The sequence below is a fragment of the Streptomyces sp. NPDC037083 genome, assembly GCF_055606485.1.
The window spans coordinates 201061-217967 of record NZ_JBVJSQ010000015.1 but is presented as its reverse complement, the minus strand read 5'-3'; the positions used below and the strand labels follow the sequence as shown (position 1 = coordinate 217967).

The following is a 16907-nucleotide window of genomic DNA, read 5'->3' as shown; positions in this document are numbered from 1 at the left end:
TACCGGTGAGGACGCAGAAATGACGGAGAAGGGACTCCCATGAACGACTTCCAGGCCACCGCGGACCGCGTCGAGATCGAGGCACTGCGCGGTGAGTTCACCGACGCGGTGATGATGCGCGACCGACCCCGGCTGGCATCGCTGTTCACCCCGGACGGCGCCCTGCGCATGCCGAACATCCCCGTCGAGCAGATCGGCCGCGAGGAGATCCGTGCCGGGGGCGAGCGCCTGCAGAGCCAGTGGGACTTCTTCGTGCAGAACACGCACCCCGGCACGATCGTGCTCGACGGAGACACCGCGACCGGGCGCGCCTACATCCAGGAACTCGCGCGCACTCTCGACGGCCGCCAGGGTCTGAACTACGCCGTCTACCACGACCGTTACCAGCGCACCGCGGAGGGCTGGAAGTTCGCCGAGCGGGTGTACGAGGTCAGGTACCTCGACACCTCGCCGCTGGCGGGCACGGCGCCCCACTCGGCGCGGGGCTCCGCGGCCGACACGGCACACGCCACGATCCCCCCGGCTCCGGCCGCGTCCTTCGCCGATCCGGCATCGGCCGAACGACTGGAGCGGGTGGCCGCCGCGCTGCGCGCCAACGGCTTCGCCGCCGAGATCCTCGACGACGCCGCGGCCGCGCGGGCCCGCGTCAAGGACCTGATCCCCGAGGGCGCCGGCGTGCTCACCGGAGCCAGCGAGACCCTCCGGCTCTCCGGCATCGAGGAGGACATCAACGCCGGCGGCCGGTACGACGCCGTCAGGCCACGCGTCGTGGCCATGGACCGCGCCACGGGCGCCGACGAGATCCGAAGGCTGCTCGCCGGCCCCGACTTCGTCGTCAACAGCGTCGCCGCGGTCACCGAGACCGGCTCGCTCGTACTCGCCTCGGGCAGCGGCAGCCAACTGCCTGCCAACGCGGGCGGCGCCGCCCACGCGGTCTGGGTCGTCGGCGCGCAGAAGGTGGTGCCCGACCTGAGCACGGCGCTGCGCCGGGTCGAGGAGCACGCCCTCCCGCTGGAGAACGTCCGCGCCCAGGCGGTGTACGGCAGACCCAGCGCCGTCAACCGCCTGCTCGTCCTCAACGCGGAACCCCGCCCGGGGAGCAGCACTGTGCTGCTGCTCCGCGAGGCCATCGGATACTGACCCTGCCCGGAGCCGTCCGCCTCACGAACGGTGTGAGAGGCGGTCGGTGTCGGTCACCTCGTGTTCCGGAGCCGGCCGCCCGCGACGGCGGTGATGTCCCAAGGCTTGAACGCACGGGCCGGAGTGGGGATCGCGAGGCTCATACGGCCATGGCCTCCTGGAGCCAGCGGGAGACGCGGTAGGGCAGCCACCACGCCAGCTCGCCGACGCGCAGGACGAGGTGCTCGGCGGTGAATTCCTCGAGTATGTCGGCGGGTATGCCGGCGTGGTGCACGCCCGGGCGGAGTTGGGCGACGGCCTCCCGGTACCGGGGTTCGTCGGCGGTGAAGCGGCGCAGGTCCCCCCAGCGGCGGTCGCGGATCTGGATGAAGCCCGGCCCCTGGCGCCAGACGAGTTTGCACAGGTAGTGCCGGGTGCGCCAGGCGTGCAGAGCCTCCTCGGCGTTGTCGAGGCCGGTGATGGTGCGGGGCGGCTGCAGGTGGGACAGCACCTTCCACTGGTGGGTGGACTCCTGCGGTGACAGCCGCAGATCCCAGTCGACGGAGACGGCGCGTGCGGTGAGATCGCGGACCAGGCAGAGCCGGTCGACGACCCTGCGGTGGGCCTCGGGATCGTCGGCGGACAGGTCGACGGCAGTGTCCAGCTCGGCGTGGCGCACGCCCAGGTTCCACAGCCGGTCCACCTGCTGGGTCTGCGGAGTCACCGGGAGGGACCCCAGGGACATGCCCGGCAGGTCACGGGCCTGTGGGTCGAGGTCGCGCCAGGCACGTACGGAGATGTCCGGTGCGGTTGCTGTCATGTGCGGTCCTTCGTCCGAGTCGGGGGGAGGGCTGCTGGAGGGTGAGCGGCCAGGCGCTCACGACGAGGCGGGCACGGGCATGGCGGCGTCCGCGGTCGCGGTCTCGGCGTGGGTGTGGGCGTGGACGTGACGCATGTAGTCCAGGCGCAGCAGGTCCTGGTTCACGGCGGCGGGGGCGATGTGCACGTACTGGCCCGCGTCGGTGAACACGATGCCCTGCGCGACCCACTCCTCGAGCAGGGCCTCGAGAGCCTGCGGGGTGCACCGCGCGCCCTCGCCCGCGTCACCGGTCGACGTCAGCTTGCGGTGCAGCGCGACGACGGTGTGCGGTTGGTCCAGGAGGCGGAACAGCTTGGTTTCCAGCGGACTCGTGAGCTGCATGGTCCGCCAGGCGAACGACGGCCGCCTGCTGACGAGCACGATCCGCTCACCCAGGTCGGTGTGGGTGAGGCGGGCGTCGGCGTGGTGCTTCTTCCATGCGGCGATGCCGTCGTTGAGGAGGGTCACCGTGGGCTCGGTGATGCCGCGCTCCGGTGCCTGGAAGACGTAGGCCAGGTCGTGCAGTTCCGCCTCGGGCAGGTCGTAGGTGAACAGGTAGTGCTCCTCGGGCCGCAGGCCGGTGAAGCCCAGTTCGGGGCGCTTGAAGTACGGGCTGAAGCGCTCGATGGCGATGCGGGCGGACAGGTCGACCGGTGGGTTGAGGTGTTCCAGGGCGGGGAGTTGGCGGATGACGGGTTCGTAGTCGTCCGCGGTCTCTCCCGGAAAGCCGTGCAGGTAGTTCCATGACACCGACAGTCCGGTCTCCGCCGCGTCGCGGAGCATGCGGACGTTCTGGCAGCCGCTGACTCCCTTGTCCATGAGGTCGAGGACGCGGCTGTTGAGGCTTTCGATGCCCGGCTGGACGTAGATGAGCCCGGCGTCCGCCAGGACCTGCAGCTGAGGGCGGCGCATGTTGGCCTTGATCTCGATGTGCATGCGCAGGTCGTAGCCGCTGTCGATGATGCGGGGCAGGACGGTGGACAGGTAACGCATGTCCAGGATGTTGTCGACCACGTACATGTCGAGCACCTGGTGGCGCTCCGCCAGGTCCATGATCTCCTGGTAGAAGGTGTCGGGGCTCTTGCTGCGGAACTCCATGAAGGACCCGTTGAGCCCGCAGAAGGTGCAGTGGTGCTTCTCTCCCCACCAGCAGCCGCGTGCGCCCTCGACGACCAGTTTCGGTTCCACCCAGTTGCGTGCCACGGACGTGGCGAGACGCTCGAAGTAGCCGCTGTAGTCGGGCGGAAGGATCGCCGCGGGCGGCAACGGCCCGGTGGGCATGGGGTTGGCGGTGTGCGCCGACTCCGGCGTGCGGTGGCACAGCCCGGGGATCGCAGCCGCGGCGTCCGGGGTGCCGTCACGAAGTGCGGTCAGCAACCGGGGGAAGGCGTCCTCGCCCTCGCCGCGGACCACGTAGTCCACGAAGGGGAAGTTCCGGTGGACGGCGGCGCCCTGCTCGGCGTCGCAGTTGGCCCCGCCCATGACGGTCACGATGTGCGGGGCGAGGCGCTTGATCTGCCGGGCCGCCGCCAGCGCGGCGGTGTTCTGCTGGAAGGTGGAGGTGAACCCGACCACGTCGGGCTCCAGGGCGACGACGCGGTGGGCCACCTCGGTGACGAACTCGGGCACGAGGCGGTGCAGTTCCCGGGTCATGCGCATCCGGGACCGGCGCAGCTTCGGCGTCATCACGTCGACGAACTCCGACTCCCTCCACTCCGGGTCGTCGTAGAGCGCCGAGGAGAACACCCAGTCACCGCAGCCGAGGAAGTAGGAGGACAGGGCGTAGTAGTCGTAGTCCTCGGCCGTGAACTCGGTGCGGCTGGTGATCCAGTCGGTGAACTCCACGTTGGCGTGCAGCACTTCGCACGTGACGTCCTGGACGTGTTCGTCGACGCTTCGTTTGAGGATGCCGAGCGCCAGTGAGGGCAGGTCTATCGGGGACCAGGGCATGTTGACGAGAAGAACGCGCACGGTGGGCTCCTTGGCGCACGAGCGGCTGGCGGGAGGAGGCGCGGGAGGGGAGCCCGGCCGGCCCGGCCCTTGTCGCGCCGGGCCGGCCGGGCCGTGGGTCACTCCTCGTCGTCGCTCTCGGCGGCGTTGCGGAACGGGATGGTGATGGTGATGCCGATGCCCGGCTTCCGGTTCTCCTCGTCGCCGGCGAGCGGATCGTTGTGGATGATGTCCTTCTGCATGGTCGTCCTCCTTCTCGGGTTCATGGCGTGTGCTTCGGGCGGGTGGTGCTGTGCACGACCCGGTCCCGCTGTGTCGTCAGCGGGACCGGGGTCCTCCCGGCTGTGCCGGGGGACGTGAGGGGGCGGCCGGCGCCGGTGCGGGCAGGTGCGTGCGCAGGAAGGCCAGGGAGCGGCGCAGGACGGCGACGTGCGCCGCGCCGTCGTAGCCGTCGTGTCCGGTGTCGAGCCACATCTGCTCGTGGGCCACGCCCGCGGCGGTCAGTGCGGCGAGGTAGCTGCGGATCTGCTCGGGTGGGCACTTGACGTCCTTGTCGGCGCCGACCACGAGCAGTGGCGCCCTCACCTGGGCCGCGAAGGTGAGGGGAGAGCTGTGGGCGTAACGTTCCGGCACCTGCTCCGGAGTACCGCCGAACCAGCGGACGTCGAGGGCACGCAGCGCCGGCGTGGTCATCCGGTGGGCGCTCACCCAGTCGGCGACGGGTTTCACCGCGACACCGGCGTGCCACACCTGCGGGCGGGTGCCGAGGGCGAGCAGCACCAGATACGCCCCCCAGGACACCCCCCACAGGGCGGTGGCTTCTTCGTCGGCGAGTCCGCGACGCACGAGATCGGCTCGTACGGCGACCAGGTCGTCCACCTGGGGGTGGCCGACACCGGTGCCGGGCGCTCGCCGCCAGCGGGGACCGTAGCCGGTCGATCCGCGGTAGTTGACCCGGGCCACGGCATATCCCGAGGCCACCAGTGAGTGCACCGTGGCGTCGTAGGCGTCCCGGTCGTGGTCGGCCGGACCGCCGTGCACCAGGAACACCGTCGGCGGCACGACTGCCGCGCTGCCGGGACCCGGGCCGCCGGGCCGGCTGCCGTCCGAGCGCGGCAGGCTGAGCAGGGTGTGGATCGTGCCGTGGGGTGTCGGGGTCCACAGCTCGGTGTGACGTCCGGGGACGCGGGGAAGAGGGCCGGGCGCCGGCAGGTCGACGTCGTCGGTGGCGCGCAGGACGGGCGGGTGGGCGGTGTCGGTCCACAGGTAGTGCAGCCCCCCGCCCGGCCGCGGGGCCGCGTCGAGCAGGCTGCCGGCGGGAGTAGGAACGACGCGGCGGGTGCGGTCGCGCAGGGACACCCGGTGCAGCAGCGACCGGCCGTGGCGCTCCTGGCGCACCAGCACCTCGTCGGTGTCGGGGTACCAGCGTGCGGTGATCTCCGTGTCGAAACGGCACCAGGAGTGGACGACCGGACCACGGCGCGCCGTCCATGTCGCCAACTGGTAGCCGTCCTCGAACTCGTGCACCAGCAGCAGTTCGGAACGGCCGGGGCGCGGCGAGAAGCCACGGCACCAGAATCTGCCCCCGGGACCACTGGAGCCGTCGGGGCCGCCGGGAGCGGGCAGGGTGGCGACGACTCGCCCGGAGGGGGTGACGACGGTGACGGCCGTGTCGCCGTCGGACACCGTCGCGAGCGCCACCAGATCGCCTTCCGGTGTGATCCCGCCCAACCGGCCCTGCCCGGCCATGCGCAGCACCTCGCGCGGGGCCCGCCCGCGCCGCCCCACCAGCAGGGTCGTGCCGCCGGTGCGGGGCGTGAGCGCCGCGGCGACCGTCCCGTCGGGCGTCACCGCCAGGCCGCGCGGCAGGCCGGCCGGCGCCCCCGGCAGTCCGGGCAGCCGGCAGCCTCCGTCGAACGGCTGGAACCACCAGTGCCCTCGGCCCTCGGCGTCCTCGTCGAACCACCACACGTACGCGTCGGCGTCGACGGCGTGGTGCACCGTGCCGTCGGGACGGTTCGTGACCTGCCGGGCGGTGCGGGTGACCGCGTCCCAGGTGAACACCTCGCAGCGGCCGTCGGCGTCGGCCGTCAGCACCATGCGCCGCGGGTCGCGCGGGCACACGTCCGGCAGGGCGCCGAGGAAGACGGCGAAGGCGTCACCCATGACCGTCTCCCGTCCCGGTGGCGGTCGGGGCGCCCGGGCGCAGCACACCAGGCGCCTTCACCTGCATGTACACGGCCAGCGCGCCGAACAGCAGGGTGCACAGCAGCACGGGCGCGTCAGGGGTCCAGGCGGTCACCAGGACCGCGGCGAGCGCCGGCGCGCCGGCCGCGGCCAGCGCGGACATCGAACCGAGCACGCCCGCGGTCCGCGACTGCAGGGCCGCCGGTGTGCACGCGACGGCGACACTGGCCAGCACCACGGTGATCAGCGGCACCAGCATGGACAGACCGGCGAACGCCGCTCCCCAGCCGACCGCGCCGTCCGCCCACACGAGCGAGCAGCACGGCACGGGCAGCAGCCAGGCGGCCAGGGTCAGCAGCCGCGCCGCGCCGAGCCGCCGTACCGCGGGGGCCGCGATCAGCGAGCCCAGCAGTCCGGCGGCTCCGGACGCGGCGAGCACCAGACCGGCCGCCGCGCTGTGCTCGTCGGCGCCGAGCCGGAACAGCGCGGTGTAGAACAGCAGCGTCAGTGTGCCCCCGGCCGCAGACGTCCAGACCAGGACGAGTCGCAGGACCGGGGACCCGGCCACGGTGACCACGCCGGCTCTCGCGGCAGCGAGCCGTTCGGTCCACCTCCCGCGCCGACGGGCACCGCGGTCGGCGGCCGGAGCGCCCTGCGTCTGGGCGGGCGTGTCGAGGGGGGTACGGATGGACCGCACACCGAGTGCGGCCGCCGTGTAGGAGAGTGCGTCGGCCAGGAAGGGCAGGGGCCGGGCGAGTTGGAAGAGGGCGCCGCCGAGCACCGGACCCACGATGAGCGAGATCTGGTCGCCCACCTGCATCCCGGCGGCCGCCCGGGGCAGTTCGTCGGCGGGGGCCAGGTGGACGAGGACTCCGCGCGACGCGGCCTCGTAGGCCACCGCGCACAGCCGCTCCGTCAGGGCCAGCGGCACCACGATCCATAACGCGGGCCGGCCCAGACAGGCCAGAGCCAGTACTCCCGTGGCCAGGGCCGCGAGCGCCGCCGACCCCGTCATCAGGCGCCTGCGGCGTCCCTGGTCCGCCGGTACCGCGACGAGTGGCCCGAGGACGACCCCGCTCAACGCGGCCGCACTGGCCAGCGAGCCCGCCGTGTTGGGGCTGTGGCCGAGTTCCAGGAGCAGCAACGGCAGGACCAGCCCGGAGGCCTGGCTGCCGAGCCCGTCGACCGCGTTGACCCACCACAGGATCCTGAGGTCTCGGTCCGCCCGCGCGGGCCCACCGGTCCGCCGGTCCGGCCGTCTCACGCGGCGCGGCCGCTCGGCGGCGGAGTGCTCGTCAAACGGTGGGACGGGCCGGCCAGAAGGCCGGCGCACCGGTGACCCGTCGACGTTCCCCACCCCCCCGTACGCCTGGGAGCCCCTGCCGCAGGGGCGGGCCTCCATGTGCCGTGTGCGATGCGCCGTGTACGACGTGCCATGTGGCGAGAATGTGCGTAGAACGTGAAAGTGAGCGGGAGCCTAGCCATCGCGTCTCTCCGGCGACAAGTGCCGAACAGTGTGGAATCACCGTCTGATAACGGGACATGGCCGAGGAATGACTGGCCAGAGACGTGGACCCGTGTACGCGGGCCGGGCGCGGTGGACGGGACCGTTCCACACCGCCGCGCAGCGTTTCGCTTCACATCCGCATATCGACCCCGGCCCGGCTCGCCCGTCCGGTCGCAGCGGTCGATCAATGTTCCCGCCACGCCATGGCACGGCACGCGTCGCCGTGCACTCCGCCTGGTACGGCGGCACCGGCGCGGGCCACGGTCCGAGCAACGATTGCGCGACTGAACGCGGAGGGCCACGGAAGACGGCGACGAAGCGCCACGGGCCACCGGTTCGGGGGTGGAACGCCACCTTCTCGGTCTCCCGGGCCGCGACGCGGGACGGGAGGCATTGGCCGACAATCCACTCTGACAGCTTGCGAATATCGGTCAAACGGGCGGGAGTTGGCCAGTTCGTGGCGGCCGAGCCCGTACCGGAGGCGCGGACCTGCCGCTGTGCCGGGAGGTGCGGACCTCTGCTCGACAAGGGCGCCGGGCGCTCGTCGGGGCGAGGGCCCCTTCGGTGGGCGGAGGCCCAGGATATGAGGGTGCTGCGGGGGACAGGTCGGCGGTAGGTTCACGCTGACGTGACGGGGAGCAGGCCCTGAGGGGCGAAAGGTGCCGGGGGGCGACGCCGATGATGTTCGGGTATTCGGACGAATGGTGGATGCTGCTGCTGTACCCGGTGTTGCTGTGGGTGCTGTTCGGGCCGATCGCCATGGCCTGTCTGGGGGTGTGGTGCGCCCGTGCGCCCGGTCTGTGGCCCCGGTTGTGGTCGGTGCTCGTCCCGTCGATACCGGTGGGGACCTCGGCCATCGTCATGATCTTCCCGCTGAGCCGGTGGGACCGGCCGGTGCGGGTCGACGGCGCCGAGGAGCTGCCTCCCCATCTGTACGACTTCCTCGGCTACCTGGCCGTGTACGTCGGGGGCATCACGCTGCTGCCCTGGCTGCTCGGCTACGGCATCACGCGCCTGCTGCGCTTCCTGCGGGTCCGGCGGCTCGGCCCGCAGGAGCGGCGCGAGACGCGGCGCACGGAGACGGACGCGGCGTAGTCGCTCAGCCGCGTGTGTGCCCGTGGCGGCCTGTCCGCGCCACGCGCGCGACGGTGAGAGGCGCCGGCGGCTCGCGGAACGTCGGCCCGCCCGCCCGTAGCCTTCGTCGACCGGCTCCCTTTCCATCCGGAACGATCAGCACGAGAGGCCAGGGAAGACGGCTCAACCCTGGCGTCTCGGAGAATGCTCAGTCGAGACAGAACTCGTTGCCCTCGATGTCCTGCATCGCGATGCAGGACTCGTTGTGTTCGTCGGCAAGCAGCACTTGCACGCACGTCGCGCCGAGCGCGACCAGTCGTGCGCACTCGGCTTCGAGCGCGGCGAGGCGCTCGTCACCCACGAGCCCGGTGCCGACTCGTACGTCGAGATGCACCCGGTTCTTGACGACCTTGCCTTCCGGGACGCGCTGGAAGTACAGGCGCGGCCCCACGCCCGAAGGATCACCGCAGGCGAACGACGCTCCCTGCCGTTCGGCAGGCAAGGAGCGATCGAAATCGTCCCATGTGTCAAAGCCCTCGGGCGGCGGCGGTACGACGTACCCCAACACCTCGCACCAAAAGCGGGCGACGCGCTCGGGTTCTGCGCAGTCGAAGGTGACCTGGAACTGCTTGATCGATGACATCGGCGCACCATAGCAGGGGGAGGCTGTTGCTCAATTCCCGGTGTGGGACCGTACGTTGCCGGGGGGACGGCCACCGCGCCGACCGCTGCTGAGTCGTGCGGGCGCAGGTGGCGAACGCCGATTGCCCTGCCCCCGGAGGGTGACCTTCCGGCTCGGAGCGCGGGCCCGCCCGTGGCACCCTCACACGTCGCGGCGCCGCACGGCGAGCACGGCGAGCGCGACCGTGATCAGCGGCCAGAGCGTGTACGCGATCCAGGAGCCGGTGACCGTGGCGGTGTACCCCAGGGATCCGGATTCCGGCCCCCAGTTCTGGACCAGACGATTCCAGGAGGCCGCCACCAGCACGTGCTTGATGTCCGCGGACCAGCGGTTGCTCTCCGAGAACATGGTGGGGAGCATCAGCAGGGTGAAGACGCTGGTGACCATGGTCCCGGCGGGATGCCGGAGCAGAACGCCGAAGCCCAGGCCGACCAGGGCGCAGACCGGAGCAAGCAACGCGGATGCCGCCAGCGCCCGGAACACGCCGGGGTGGGTGATCGGGACGCCGGCATGCTGCCCGTCCAGGATGGCCTGGGAAACCAGGAAGGAACCGGTGGAGGCGGTCGTGCCGACCGCGGTCCACAGCGCGGCGGCGACGGTCGCCTTGGCCAGCACGACCGGGCCGCGGGCCGGGACCGCCACGGTGGTGGTGCGGATCAGCCCGCTGCTGTATTCGCTCACCACGGTGAGCGCGCCCATGCTGCCGGCGACGAGCATCAGCGTCCAGTAGCCCGCCGCCGGGTAGGCGTCGAAGGGCAGGAATTCGGCGCGGCCCGAGCCCGCGGCCTTGTCCGCCGCCGTGGCCACGGCGGCGGAACCGACGACGAACAGGACGGTGAGTCCGATCGTCCACGGGGTGGAGCGCAGGGACCGCGTCTTGATCCACTCGGAGGCGAGCAGGTCGCGGAAGCGGGCCGGCGGCCCGGCGACGGGGGGAGTGCGGGGGACGGAGGTGAGCATGGTCGTCATCGGGGCTGTCCTGCCGGGTATTCGACGCTGTCGGCGGTGAGTTCCATGAAGGCCTCCTCCAGTGAGGCGGTACGGGTGGTCAGCTCGTCCAGCCGGATGCCGTTCTCGAAGGCGAGCGCGCCGATCCGGTGCGCCGCGATCCCGATCACGGCGAGCTTCTCGACCCCTGCCGAGCCCTCCGGCTCGACCGAGGCGCCTGCCGCCGTCAGCATCGCTGCCAGCTCGGCGGCCTGCGGTGTCCCCACCACAACGCTGCTGCGGGCGCTACGGGCCGCGAAGTCCCGTAGCGGCTCGGCGGCGATGAGACGGCCCCGGCCGATGACGACCAGTTGGTCGGCGGTGTTCTCCATCTCCGACATCAGGTGGCTGGAGAGGAAGACCGTGCGCCCCTCGGCCGCCAGGCGCCGGAAGAGCCGGCGTACCCAGAGCACGCCCTCCGGGTCCATGCCGTTGACCGGCTCGTCGAACATGAGCACGGGCGGGTCGCCGAGCAGGGCGGCGGCGATGCCGAGGCGCTGCTTCATGCCGAGGGAGAATCCACCGATGCGGCGGTTCGCCGCCTCGGCCAGCCCGACCTCCTGAAGCACCTCGTCCACCCGGCGGCGCGGGATGCCGTTACTGCGGGCCAGAGCAGACAGGTGGGCGGCGGCGGTGCGTCCGCCGTGGACCTGTCCCGCGTCGAGGAGGGCGCCGACGTGCCGCAGTCCGCGCGGGTGGCGGTGGAAAGGGACGCCGCTGACGGTGGCGGCGCCGGTGGTGGGCGCTTCCCCGCTGCCCGTGCCCGTCGGAGGCGGGGTGGAGACCCGATGACCGTCCGGGTGGTGCTCGCCGACGACCAGCCGCTGGTTCGCTCCGGTTTACGCGTCATCATGGCCGATCACCCCGATCTGGAGGTCGTCGGTGAAGCCGCCGACGGCGCTGAGGCCGTCCGACTCGTCAGGGATGCCTGCCCCGACGTCGTGGTCATGGACATCAGGATGCCCGGCATGGACGGGATCGAGGCCACCCGCCTGATCACGGCCGGTCCGGCGACCACACGCGTCCTCGTCCTGACCACCTTCGACGAGGAGGACTACGTCTACGGCGCGCTCCGGGCCGGCGCGAGCGGCTTCGTGGTCAAGGACATGGCGCTGGACGACATCCTCGCGGCGGTCCGCGTCGTCGCCGCCGGTGACGCACTGATCGCGCCGGGCGTGACCCGCCGTCTCATCGCCGATTTCGCAGGGCGCCCCGAAGCCGTTCCCGAGCCTGCCCCACGGCCGGTCGAGGGCATCACCGAGCGGGAACGGGAAGTGCTGACCCTGGTGGGACGCGGCCGGTCGAACGCCGAGATCGCCGAGGAACTCTTCATCACGGTGGCCACCGCCAAGTCGCACGTGTCACGGCTGCTCACCAAACTGGGCGCCCGGGACCGGGTCCAACTCGTCATCACCGCCTATGAGACGGGACTCGTCACGCTGCCGCCGCGCTGACGGCGTCCCCGGCTCCCGCGGCGAAGTCGGAAGTTCGGGAGCGCGAGTCCAGGCACCCCCCCCCCGCAAACTCCGTTGCGATGCCCACCGCGTCGCCGACATCGTCAGGGCTGTCAAGGGCCGTCCTCAACCGCATCAAGGGAGTTGCCGAGCATGGCGGACGTCAGAGTCACCTACGACAAGACGGCGAATGCCGCGTACGTGTACTTCACAGAACCCCAAGCCCGGGTGAGGGCAGCGCACATGTATCCCTGCGACCCGATGGCGGTCGACGGCATGATCAACCTCGACTTCGACGAGCAGGGCCGCCTGATCGGTGTCGAGGTACTGGCGGCCAGTTCGAAGCTGCCGAAGTATCTGCTCGAGTCGGCGGAGCGTCTGGACAGCGAAGGCGGCCGGCGTCCTACTTCCCCGGAGGCGATGCCACCGTCGTCGTGACCCGTGCGAGGGCGGGTTGGCGGGGCACGGAACCGAACCCGAACCGTACGGGCGGTTCGACACGCGCCCACGCACCCAGGTTCTGGCCCTCGAACACCCCTGTCACGGAGCGGATCGGCAGCAGGTCCCGCGCGCCGTACCACTCCCTGCGGCCGCCACCGGCACTGCCACGGGTTCGCACACCGGCCAGCATCATGCGGGCGGGCCGGTCCGTGAGCGCGCACCAGGCCGGACGGACGGCGAGGGCGCCGGGAACGGCGCGCAGCAAGAAGCCCAGGATCCCCCGACGTCCGGTGGTGAAGCGCAGGCGGAGGGAGTCCGCGGTCACGGTCCAGGTGTCGTCCACGACGCTCACGTCGACCGGCACGACACGCACGGTGTCGAAGGTGTAGGTGCTGCCGATGAAGTCCGCTGTCTCCTGCGAGGGGGCCAGCAGCAGCCGTTCCCCGTCGGCCCGCTCGATCATCACGTCGCTGATCGGTCCGAACGGCGACCTCGGCCAGTGCCCCAGCACCACGCGCGTGCCGGAAGAGGTGCCCACACCCGCGATCCAACCGTCGAAGCGCAGTCGCGGGCACCGCGTGACTGCGCTGATCATCCGGTTCATCGGGTTCATCCGGTTCATCGAGTTCATCCAGGACATCCGGTCAGCCGTTTGGTCGGGGTCGGCGCACCATGGCACACAGCGCGAGCCGGCCCCGGCACGGCACGACGGCGGACCGACGGGGTTGCGGATCCGGGACGCGCCGCTCGGCACCGGGACGGGTGGTCACCGGCGGGTCGGATGGATGCCCGGGCCGTCACCGTGGCCGGCCAGGGGGGTGGGGGAGAGCGTGCTGGGTTCCTCACCGGCTTCGAGGAGGGTGTCCGCGGCGCCGACGATCAACGGGTCGGGCTTGCCGATGACCGAGTGGTCCTTCTCGGGGTAGTCGCAGCGGTCGAGCAGGCTGCGCATGGCCTCGAGACGGCCGCGTCGTTTGTCGTTGCTCTTCACCACCGTCCACGGGGCGTGCTCGGTGTCCGTGGCGCGGAACATGTCGACCTTCGCGGTGGTGTACTCGTTCCAGAGGTCGAGGGAGGCGACGTCCGTGGGCGACAGTTTCCAGCGGCGTACCGGGTCGACCTGACGGATGGCGAAGCGCGTCCGCTGCTCCGTCTGGGAGACGGAGAACCAGAACTTGACCAGCAGGATGCCGTCGTCGGTCAGGAGCCGTTCGAACAGCGGCGCCTGTTCCAGGAACTGCCGGTACTGGTCCTCGTCGCAGAACCCCATGACGCGCTCGACGCCCGCCCGGTTGTACCAGGAGCGGTCGAAGAAGACGATCTCTCCCTTCGTGGGCAGATGCTGGACATAGCGCTGGAAGTACCACTGGGCCGCTTCCCGCTCCGTCGGCTTCTCGAGCGCCACCACACGGGCGCCACGCGGATTGAGACGCTCGGTGAAGCGCTGGATGGTGCCGCCCTTGCCGGCCGCGTCGCGGCCCTCGCAGATCACGACGACGCGCTGGCCGGTGTCCTTCACCCAGCGCTGCATCTTCAGCAGCTCGATCTGCAGCAGCCGCTTGGTGCGCTCGTACGAGAACCTGCTGATCTTGGTGTCGTAGGGGTAGTTCTCCCGCCACGTCTCCAGTGGGCTGCCATCGGCGTTGAGGAGCACCGGCCTCTCCGGCCGCTGCTCGTCCACCTGCAGGCCGTGCAGGAGCTGGCTCTCGTGTCCGTCCTCGGTTTCGTGTTCCGCCGCCGGGTCGTTCTGATCGGACATTACGCAACCTCCTGCCTGTACGTCGGTGCCGTGGGCTGTGCCGGGAGTGGTCCTCACCCGCCCTCCGCGCCGGCGTGATCGTGGCCCGCACCCCGGGTGCCCGTTTGTGCGCAGGTCACGCTGCGCGTCGGTGAGGAGAGGCAGGCGCCCCAACCGGGGCCCATGGGCCCTCATGTAACCGATTCCTTACAGTGGGTAATCATGGCTGAGGCTCTGGTGCCCGGGCTTCGCCACTCGAGCGGAGCGGGGTACAAGTCAGGCTTCTCGACCCTTGTTCCTGCCGCCGGCGGGTTTGCCACTTCCCGCCCGCGGCAGGAAGCTCGGAGCGTCGAAGCTGACGCCGCCGTCGCGTCACCGGGTCGCTACGAGGGTGCGGAGGACGATCGGCATGACAGGGACTCAGCAGGTCTTGTTCATCCAGGGCGGCGGCGCGGGAACGCACGACGAATGGGACGACAAGCTGGTCGACAGCCTGAGGCGGGAGCTCGGGGACGGGTATGACGTCCGCTACCCGCGGATGCCCGACGAGGACGACCCGAGTGATGCCCGGTGGAGCCCGGCGATCCGGCGTGAGACGGCGGATCTGGCGGACGGCGCGATCGTCGTCGGCCATTCGGTGGGCGGCGCGATCCTCGTTCATGCGCTTGCCGAGCATCCGCCGGAGCGCAGGATCGCGGCCATCGTGCTGATCGCCGCGCCGTTCGTCGGCCAAGGCGGCTGGCCGGGCGACGAGTTCGAGCTGCCCGGCGACCTCGGCGCGCGGCTGCCGCGCGACGCGCGGGTGCATGTGTTCCACGGGCTCGAGGACGAAACCGCCCCACCGTCGCATGCGGACCTCTACGGCCGCGTGATTCCGCATGCGCAGTTGCACCGGCTGTCTGGGCGCGACCACCAACTGAACAACGATCTGAGGGAAGTGGCCGAGGCGATCAGCCGCGGCAACCCCTGAACCCGGCGGGCGCTGGTACTTCCCCGGTACGACGACGACTGCCCGGATCGTGTCGGCCGGCGACGCGGTGACGCTCAAGCAGTCGCTGTTGGGCAAGTCCCGCCCGTCACTACAGGGGTGAGGTCTGCGGTGTGTCAGGGCCTCGGCCTTCGGCCGTGACCTGGCTGCCCGAGACGCCTGTGCACACAACTGCCCTTGAATCGGGCGGACTTCGCATACGCCGTCGCCCGACACGCACTCCCGCAGCCGCGGCGTCCGGTCATCGACGCATTCGCGCATCGTCACGATCGTCCGCCCGTTGCGACCGTCGGCCATCAGGCGCTCCACCGTCCGCCAGGTAACCGCCGCGTGGTCGTCGGCTCCTCGACGGGACTGGTGCGACGTCCGGCTGCCCGGTCCTGCCCGTCGAAGCAGGGCGTCCCCGTGGCGACCGTCACTGCGGGCACCGCCACGAGCTTGTGGTTGGTGTACGCGCGGCGCGTGTGGGCGACGGGGCTGACGGTAGGTCAGGCAACCCTCTCGCGGAATCGTCCCGAAGATCCTTGTTGCGGTGATGTGTGCCGTATCACGCCCCCAACAGTCGCCCAAGTTGTCTGAGTCACAGCGGAAATGTCCATTTGGCGTCCATGCTCGACACGGCTGGCGACTCCCGGAGCGGAGCCGTCGGCATGGGCGCCACGTTCCAAAGGGCCCATGCCTCGGCCCTCGTGACGTTTCTCGTTGTTCCCCCGGAAAGGTGCCCATCATGGCCGCTTACCTCTGTCCGCCTGCCGTGATACACGGTGAGCACGTCGTGGAGACCAGCCAGATCGTGGCGGAGGTGCGCGACCGCCATCCGCACGCGGCGTGGGCGCCCCGGATCGACGGCATCGCGGCCGGCACGGGCATCAAGACCCGTGGCTGGATGCTGCCGCTGGAGACCGCCGTCGCGCCCGGCAGCGGCAGCGCCCTCGGGGCCGTCGGCATCGGGCCCGCCCAAGAGGCGCTGGCGCGCGGCGGGTTCACCCAACAGGACGTGGAGCGCGCGATCGCCGCTCTCGAGGCGATACCCGCGCCACAGACCGTCCAGGAGCGCACCGCGCCGGCCTGGGACGCCGTGCAGTCCTACGGGGAGCGTGCGGCGCGCGGAGCCCTGCAGATCGCCGGCCTGGACGCCGCGGACGTCGACTGCCTGATCACCAGTCACTCCACCACCCCGGCGCTGCCGGGTCTGGACATCTCCCTGGCCAACAGGCTTTCGCTCCGCAACGACGTGATGCTGCTGCCGGCGACGCAGTGGGCCTGTATCGCGGGGACCCGCTCCCTGGCCCTGGCGGCGGATCTGGTGGCCGCGGATCCCGACCGGGTGGTCCTGGTCGTGATCGCGGAGGCGCTGAGCACGACCTACCAGCCCGCCGACGACACCCTCGAGTCCCTGATCGTCCGGTTGCTGTTCGCGGACACCGCGGTCGCCGCCGTGGTCACGGGCCGCAAGAGGCGCGAGTCGGTGCTGCGGCTGGACGCCGCCTGGCACCACACCCTGCCCGGCACCCAGGACCTGCACCGCCTGGAGACGCGGGCGGACGGCGCCCACTTCGTGATGGACCGGCGCGGGCCGCGCGCCGTCCAGGAGACGGTCACCGCGATGTGGGAGTGGCTGCGCGTCCGCTACCAGGACGAACCCGACGCCTGGCACCCCGATGTGCTGCTCGCGCACCCCGGCGGGACCCGGGTGCTGGAGTACATGGAGCAGACGATGCCCGACGCCTGGCCCTCGGGTCTGTTGGACCACAGCCGGGACAGCTACACCAGCGGCAACCGCGGAGGCGCGGCTGTGTTCGACATCCTGAGGCGGGCGCACGACGCGGGGCAGAAGTCGGGCAATCGCGCCGTCCTGTACGCGGCGGCACCGGGCCTCACCGCCACCGCCCTGGAAGGGGAGTGGCTGTAGCGCGAGCCC

At 71.3% G+C, this 16907-nt stretch carries 16 protein-coding genes; 6 read left to right on the top strand and 10 right to left on the bottom strand.

The genetic code is table 11. The annotated features are described in order from the left end of the window. Window positions 1-39 precede the first annotated feature (39 nt). Window positions 40-1140, top strand: coding sequence for an LUD domain-containing protein (locus tag ACZ7DE_RS33825; RefSeq protein ID WP_470767927.1), 1101 nt, complete (start codon window positions 40-42; stop codon window positions 1138-1140). Window positions 1141-1279: 139 nt separating this feature from the next. On the opposite strand, the gene ACZ7DE_RS33820 is transcribed toward ACZ7DE_RS33825, so the two are convergent. The 5 genes from ACZ7DE_RS33820 to ACZ7DE_RS33800 all read right to left on the bottom strand — a co-directional run bounded on the left by ACZ7DE_RS33820 (window position 1280) and on the right by ACZ7DE_RS33800 (window position 7379). Further along, a complete protein-coding gene (locus ACZ7DE_RS33820) occupies window positions 1280-1939 on the bottom strand; it encodes a DUF5825 family protein (protein ID WP_470767925.1) in 660 nt (219 codons plus the stop codon). Between the two features lie 57 nt (window positions 1940-1996). Beyond that, the gene (locus ACZ7DE_RS33815; protein WP_470767923.1) at window positions 1997-3949 is read right to left on the bottom strand and encodes a RiPP maturation radical SAM C-methyltransferase; all 1953 of its coding nucleotides are present in this window, start codon (window positions 3947-3949) and stop codon (window positions 1997-1999) included. Window positions 3950-4047: 98 nt separating this feature from the next. Further along, window positions 4048-4170 (bottom strand): hypothetical protein, encoded by a 123-nt coding sequence (locus ACZ7DE_RS33810; RefSeq protein ID WP_266720057.1) that lies wholly within the window; start codon window positions 4168-4170, stop codon window positions 4048-4050. Window positions 4171-4246: 76 nt separating this feature from the next. Continuing rightward, window positions 4247-6094, bottom strand: coding sequence for a S9 family peptidase (locus ACZ7DE_RS33805; protein WP_470767921.1), 1848 nt, complete (start codon window positions 6092-6094; stop codon window positions 4247-4249). After that, the gene (locus ACZ7DE_RS33800) at window positions 6087-7379 is read right to left on the bottom strand and encodes an MFS transporter (RefSeq protein WP_470767919.1); all 1293 of its coding nucleotides are present in this window, start codon (window positions 7377-7379) and stop codon (window positions 6087-6089) included. Before ACZ7DE_RS33800 ends, ACZ7DE_RS33805 begins: the two co-directional genes overlap by 8 nt. Window positions 7380-8300: 921 nt before the next feature. Between ACZ7DE_RS33800 and ACZ7DE_RS33795 the strand changes: the two genes are divergently transcribed. After that, window positions 8301-8717, top strand: coding sequence for a hypothetical protein (locus ACZ7DE_RS33795; RefSeq protein WP_470767918.1), 417 nt, complete (start codon window positions 8301-8303; stop codon window positions 8715-8717). A gap of 187 nt (window positions 8718-8904) precedes the next feature. Here the strand turns inward: ACZ7DE_RS33795 and ACZ7DE_RS33790 are convergent, their stop codons facing one another. The 3 genes from ACZ7DE_RS33790 to ACZ7DE_RS33780 form a co-directional block, all read right to left on the bottom strand. Continuing rightward, on the bottom strand, window positions 8905-9339 hold the full coding sequence (locus ACZ7DE_RS33790; protein WP_470767916.1) for a VOC family protein: 435 nt from the start codon (window positions 9337-9339) through the stop codon (window positions 8905-8907). Between the two features lie 180 nt (window positions 9340-9519). After that, window positions 9520-10347 carry an ABC transporter permease gene (locus ACZ7DE_RS33785; protein ID WP_470767914.1) on the bottom strand — a complete coding sequence of 276 codons (828 nt, stop codon included), beginning with the start codon at window positions 10345-10347 and terminating at the stop codon, window positions 9520-9522. Then, window positions 10344-11186: an ATP-binding cassette domain-containing protein gene (locus ACZ7DE_RS33780; RefSeq protein WP_470768014.1), complete on the bottom strand. Its 843-nt coding sequence runs from the start codon at window positions 11184-11186 to the stop codon at window positions 10344-10346. Before ACZ7DE_RS33780 ends, ACZ7DE_RS33785 begins: the two co-directional genes overlap by 4 nt. Here ACZ7DE_RS33780 and ACZ7DE_RS33775 point away from each other — a divergent pair. Then, window positions 11154-11819, top strand: a complete 666-nt coding sequence (locus tag ACZ7DE_RS33775; RefSeq protein WP_470767912.1) for a response regulator — start codon at window positions 11154-11156, stop codon at window positions 11817-11819. The genes ACZ7DE_RS33780 and ACZ7DE_RS33775 overlap by 33 nt on opposite strands. 153 nt (window positions 11820-11972) lie before the next feature. Then, entirely contained in the window at window positions 11973-12257 is a 285-nt protein-coding gene (locus ACZ7DE_RS33770) for a DUF2283 domain-containing protein (RefSeq protein ID WP_470767910.1), read from the top strand. On the opposite strand, the gene ACZ7DE_RS33765 is transcribed toward ACZ7DE_RS33770, so the two are convergent. After that, a complete protein-coding gene (locus ACZ7DE_RS33765) occupies window positions 12223-12882 on the bottom strand; it encodes a hypothetical protein (RefSeq protein WP_470768012.1) in 660 nt (219 codons plus the stop codon). The genes ACZ7DE_RS33770 and ACZ7DE_RS33765 overlap by 35 nt on opposite strands. Window positions 12883-13026: 144 nt before the next feature. Continuing rightward, a complete protein-coding gene (ppk2, locus tag ACZ7DE_RS33760) occupies window positions 13027-14019 on the bottom strand; it encodes a polyphosphate kinase 2 (RefSeq protein ID WP_470767908.1) in 993 nt (330 codons plus the stop codon). Between the two features lie 388 nt (window positions 14020-14407). Here ppk2 and ACZ7DE_RS33755 point away from each other — a divergent pair, with 388 nt between their 5' ends. Then, the gene (locus tag ACZ7DE_RS33755) at window positions 14408-14968 is read left to right on the top strand and encodes an alpha/beta fold hydrolase (RefSeq protein ID WP_470767906.1); all 561 of its coding nucleotides are present in this window, start codon (window positions 14408-14410) and stop codon (window positions 14966-14968) included. Window positions 14969-15713: 745 nt separating this feature from the next. Continuing rightward, window positions 15714-16898, top strand: coding sequence for a beta-ketoacyl-[acyl-carrier-protein] synthase family protein (locus ACZ7DE_RS33750; RefSeq protein WP_470767904.1), 1185 nt, complete (start codon window positions 15714-15716; stop codon window positions 16896-16898). Window positions 16899-16907: the final 9 nt, after the last annotated feature.

Coding starts and splice junctions, on each gene's coding strand:
- ACZ7DE_RS33790 (WP_470767916.1), bottom strand. CDS start 9,339: ATGTCATCGATCAAGCAGTTCCAGGTCACCTTCGACTGCGCAGAACCC.
- ACZ7DE_RS33755 (WP_470767906.1), top strand. CDS start 14,408: ATGACAGGGACTCAGCAGGTCTTGTTCATCCAGGGCGGCGGCGCGGGA.
- ACZ7DE_RS33775 (WP_470767912.1), top strand. CDS start 11,154: ATGACCGTCCGGGTGGTGCTCGCCGACGACCAGCCGCTGGTTCGCTCC.
- ACZ7DE_RS33750 (WP_470767904.1), top strand. CDS start 15,714: ATGGCCGCTTACCTCTGTCCGCCTGCCGTGATACACGGTGAGCACGTC.
- ACZ7DE_RS33785 (WP_470767914.1), bottom strand. CDS start 10,347: ATGACGACCATGCTCACCTCCGTCCCCCGCACTCCCCCCGTCGCCGGG.
- ACZ7DE_RS33765 (WP_470768012.1), bottom strand. CDS start 12,882: ATGAACCGGATGAACCCGATGAACCGGATGATCAGCGCAGTCACGCGG.
- ACZ7DE_RS33770 (WP_470767910.1), top strand. CDS start 11,973: ATGGCGGACGTCAGAGTCACCTACGACAAGACGGCGAATGCCGCGTAC.
- ppk2 (WP_470767908.1), bottom strand. CDS start 14,019: ATGTCCGATCAGAACGACCCGGCGGCGGAACACGAAACCGAGGACGGA.
- ACZ7DE_RS33825 (WP_470767927.1), top strand. CDS start 40: ATGAACGACTTCCAGGCCACCGCGGACCGCGTCGAGATCGAGGCACTG.
- ACZ7DE_RS33820 (WP_470767925.1), bottom strand. CDS start 1,939: ATGACAGCAACCGCACCGGACATCTCCGTACGTGCCTGGCGCGACCTC.
- ACZ7DE_RS33795 (WP_470767918.1), top strand. CDS start 8,301: ATGATGTTCGGGTATTCGGACGAATGGTGGATGCTGCTGCTGTACCCG.
- ACZ7DE_RS33805 (WP_470767921.1), bottom strand. CDS start 6,094: ATGGGTGACGCCTTCGCCGTCTTCCTCGGCGCCCTGCCGGACGTGTGC.
- ACZ7DE_RS33810 (WP_266720057.1), bottom strand. CDS start 4,170: ATGCAGAAGGACATCATCCACAACGATCCGCTCGCCGGCGACGAGGAG.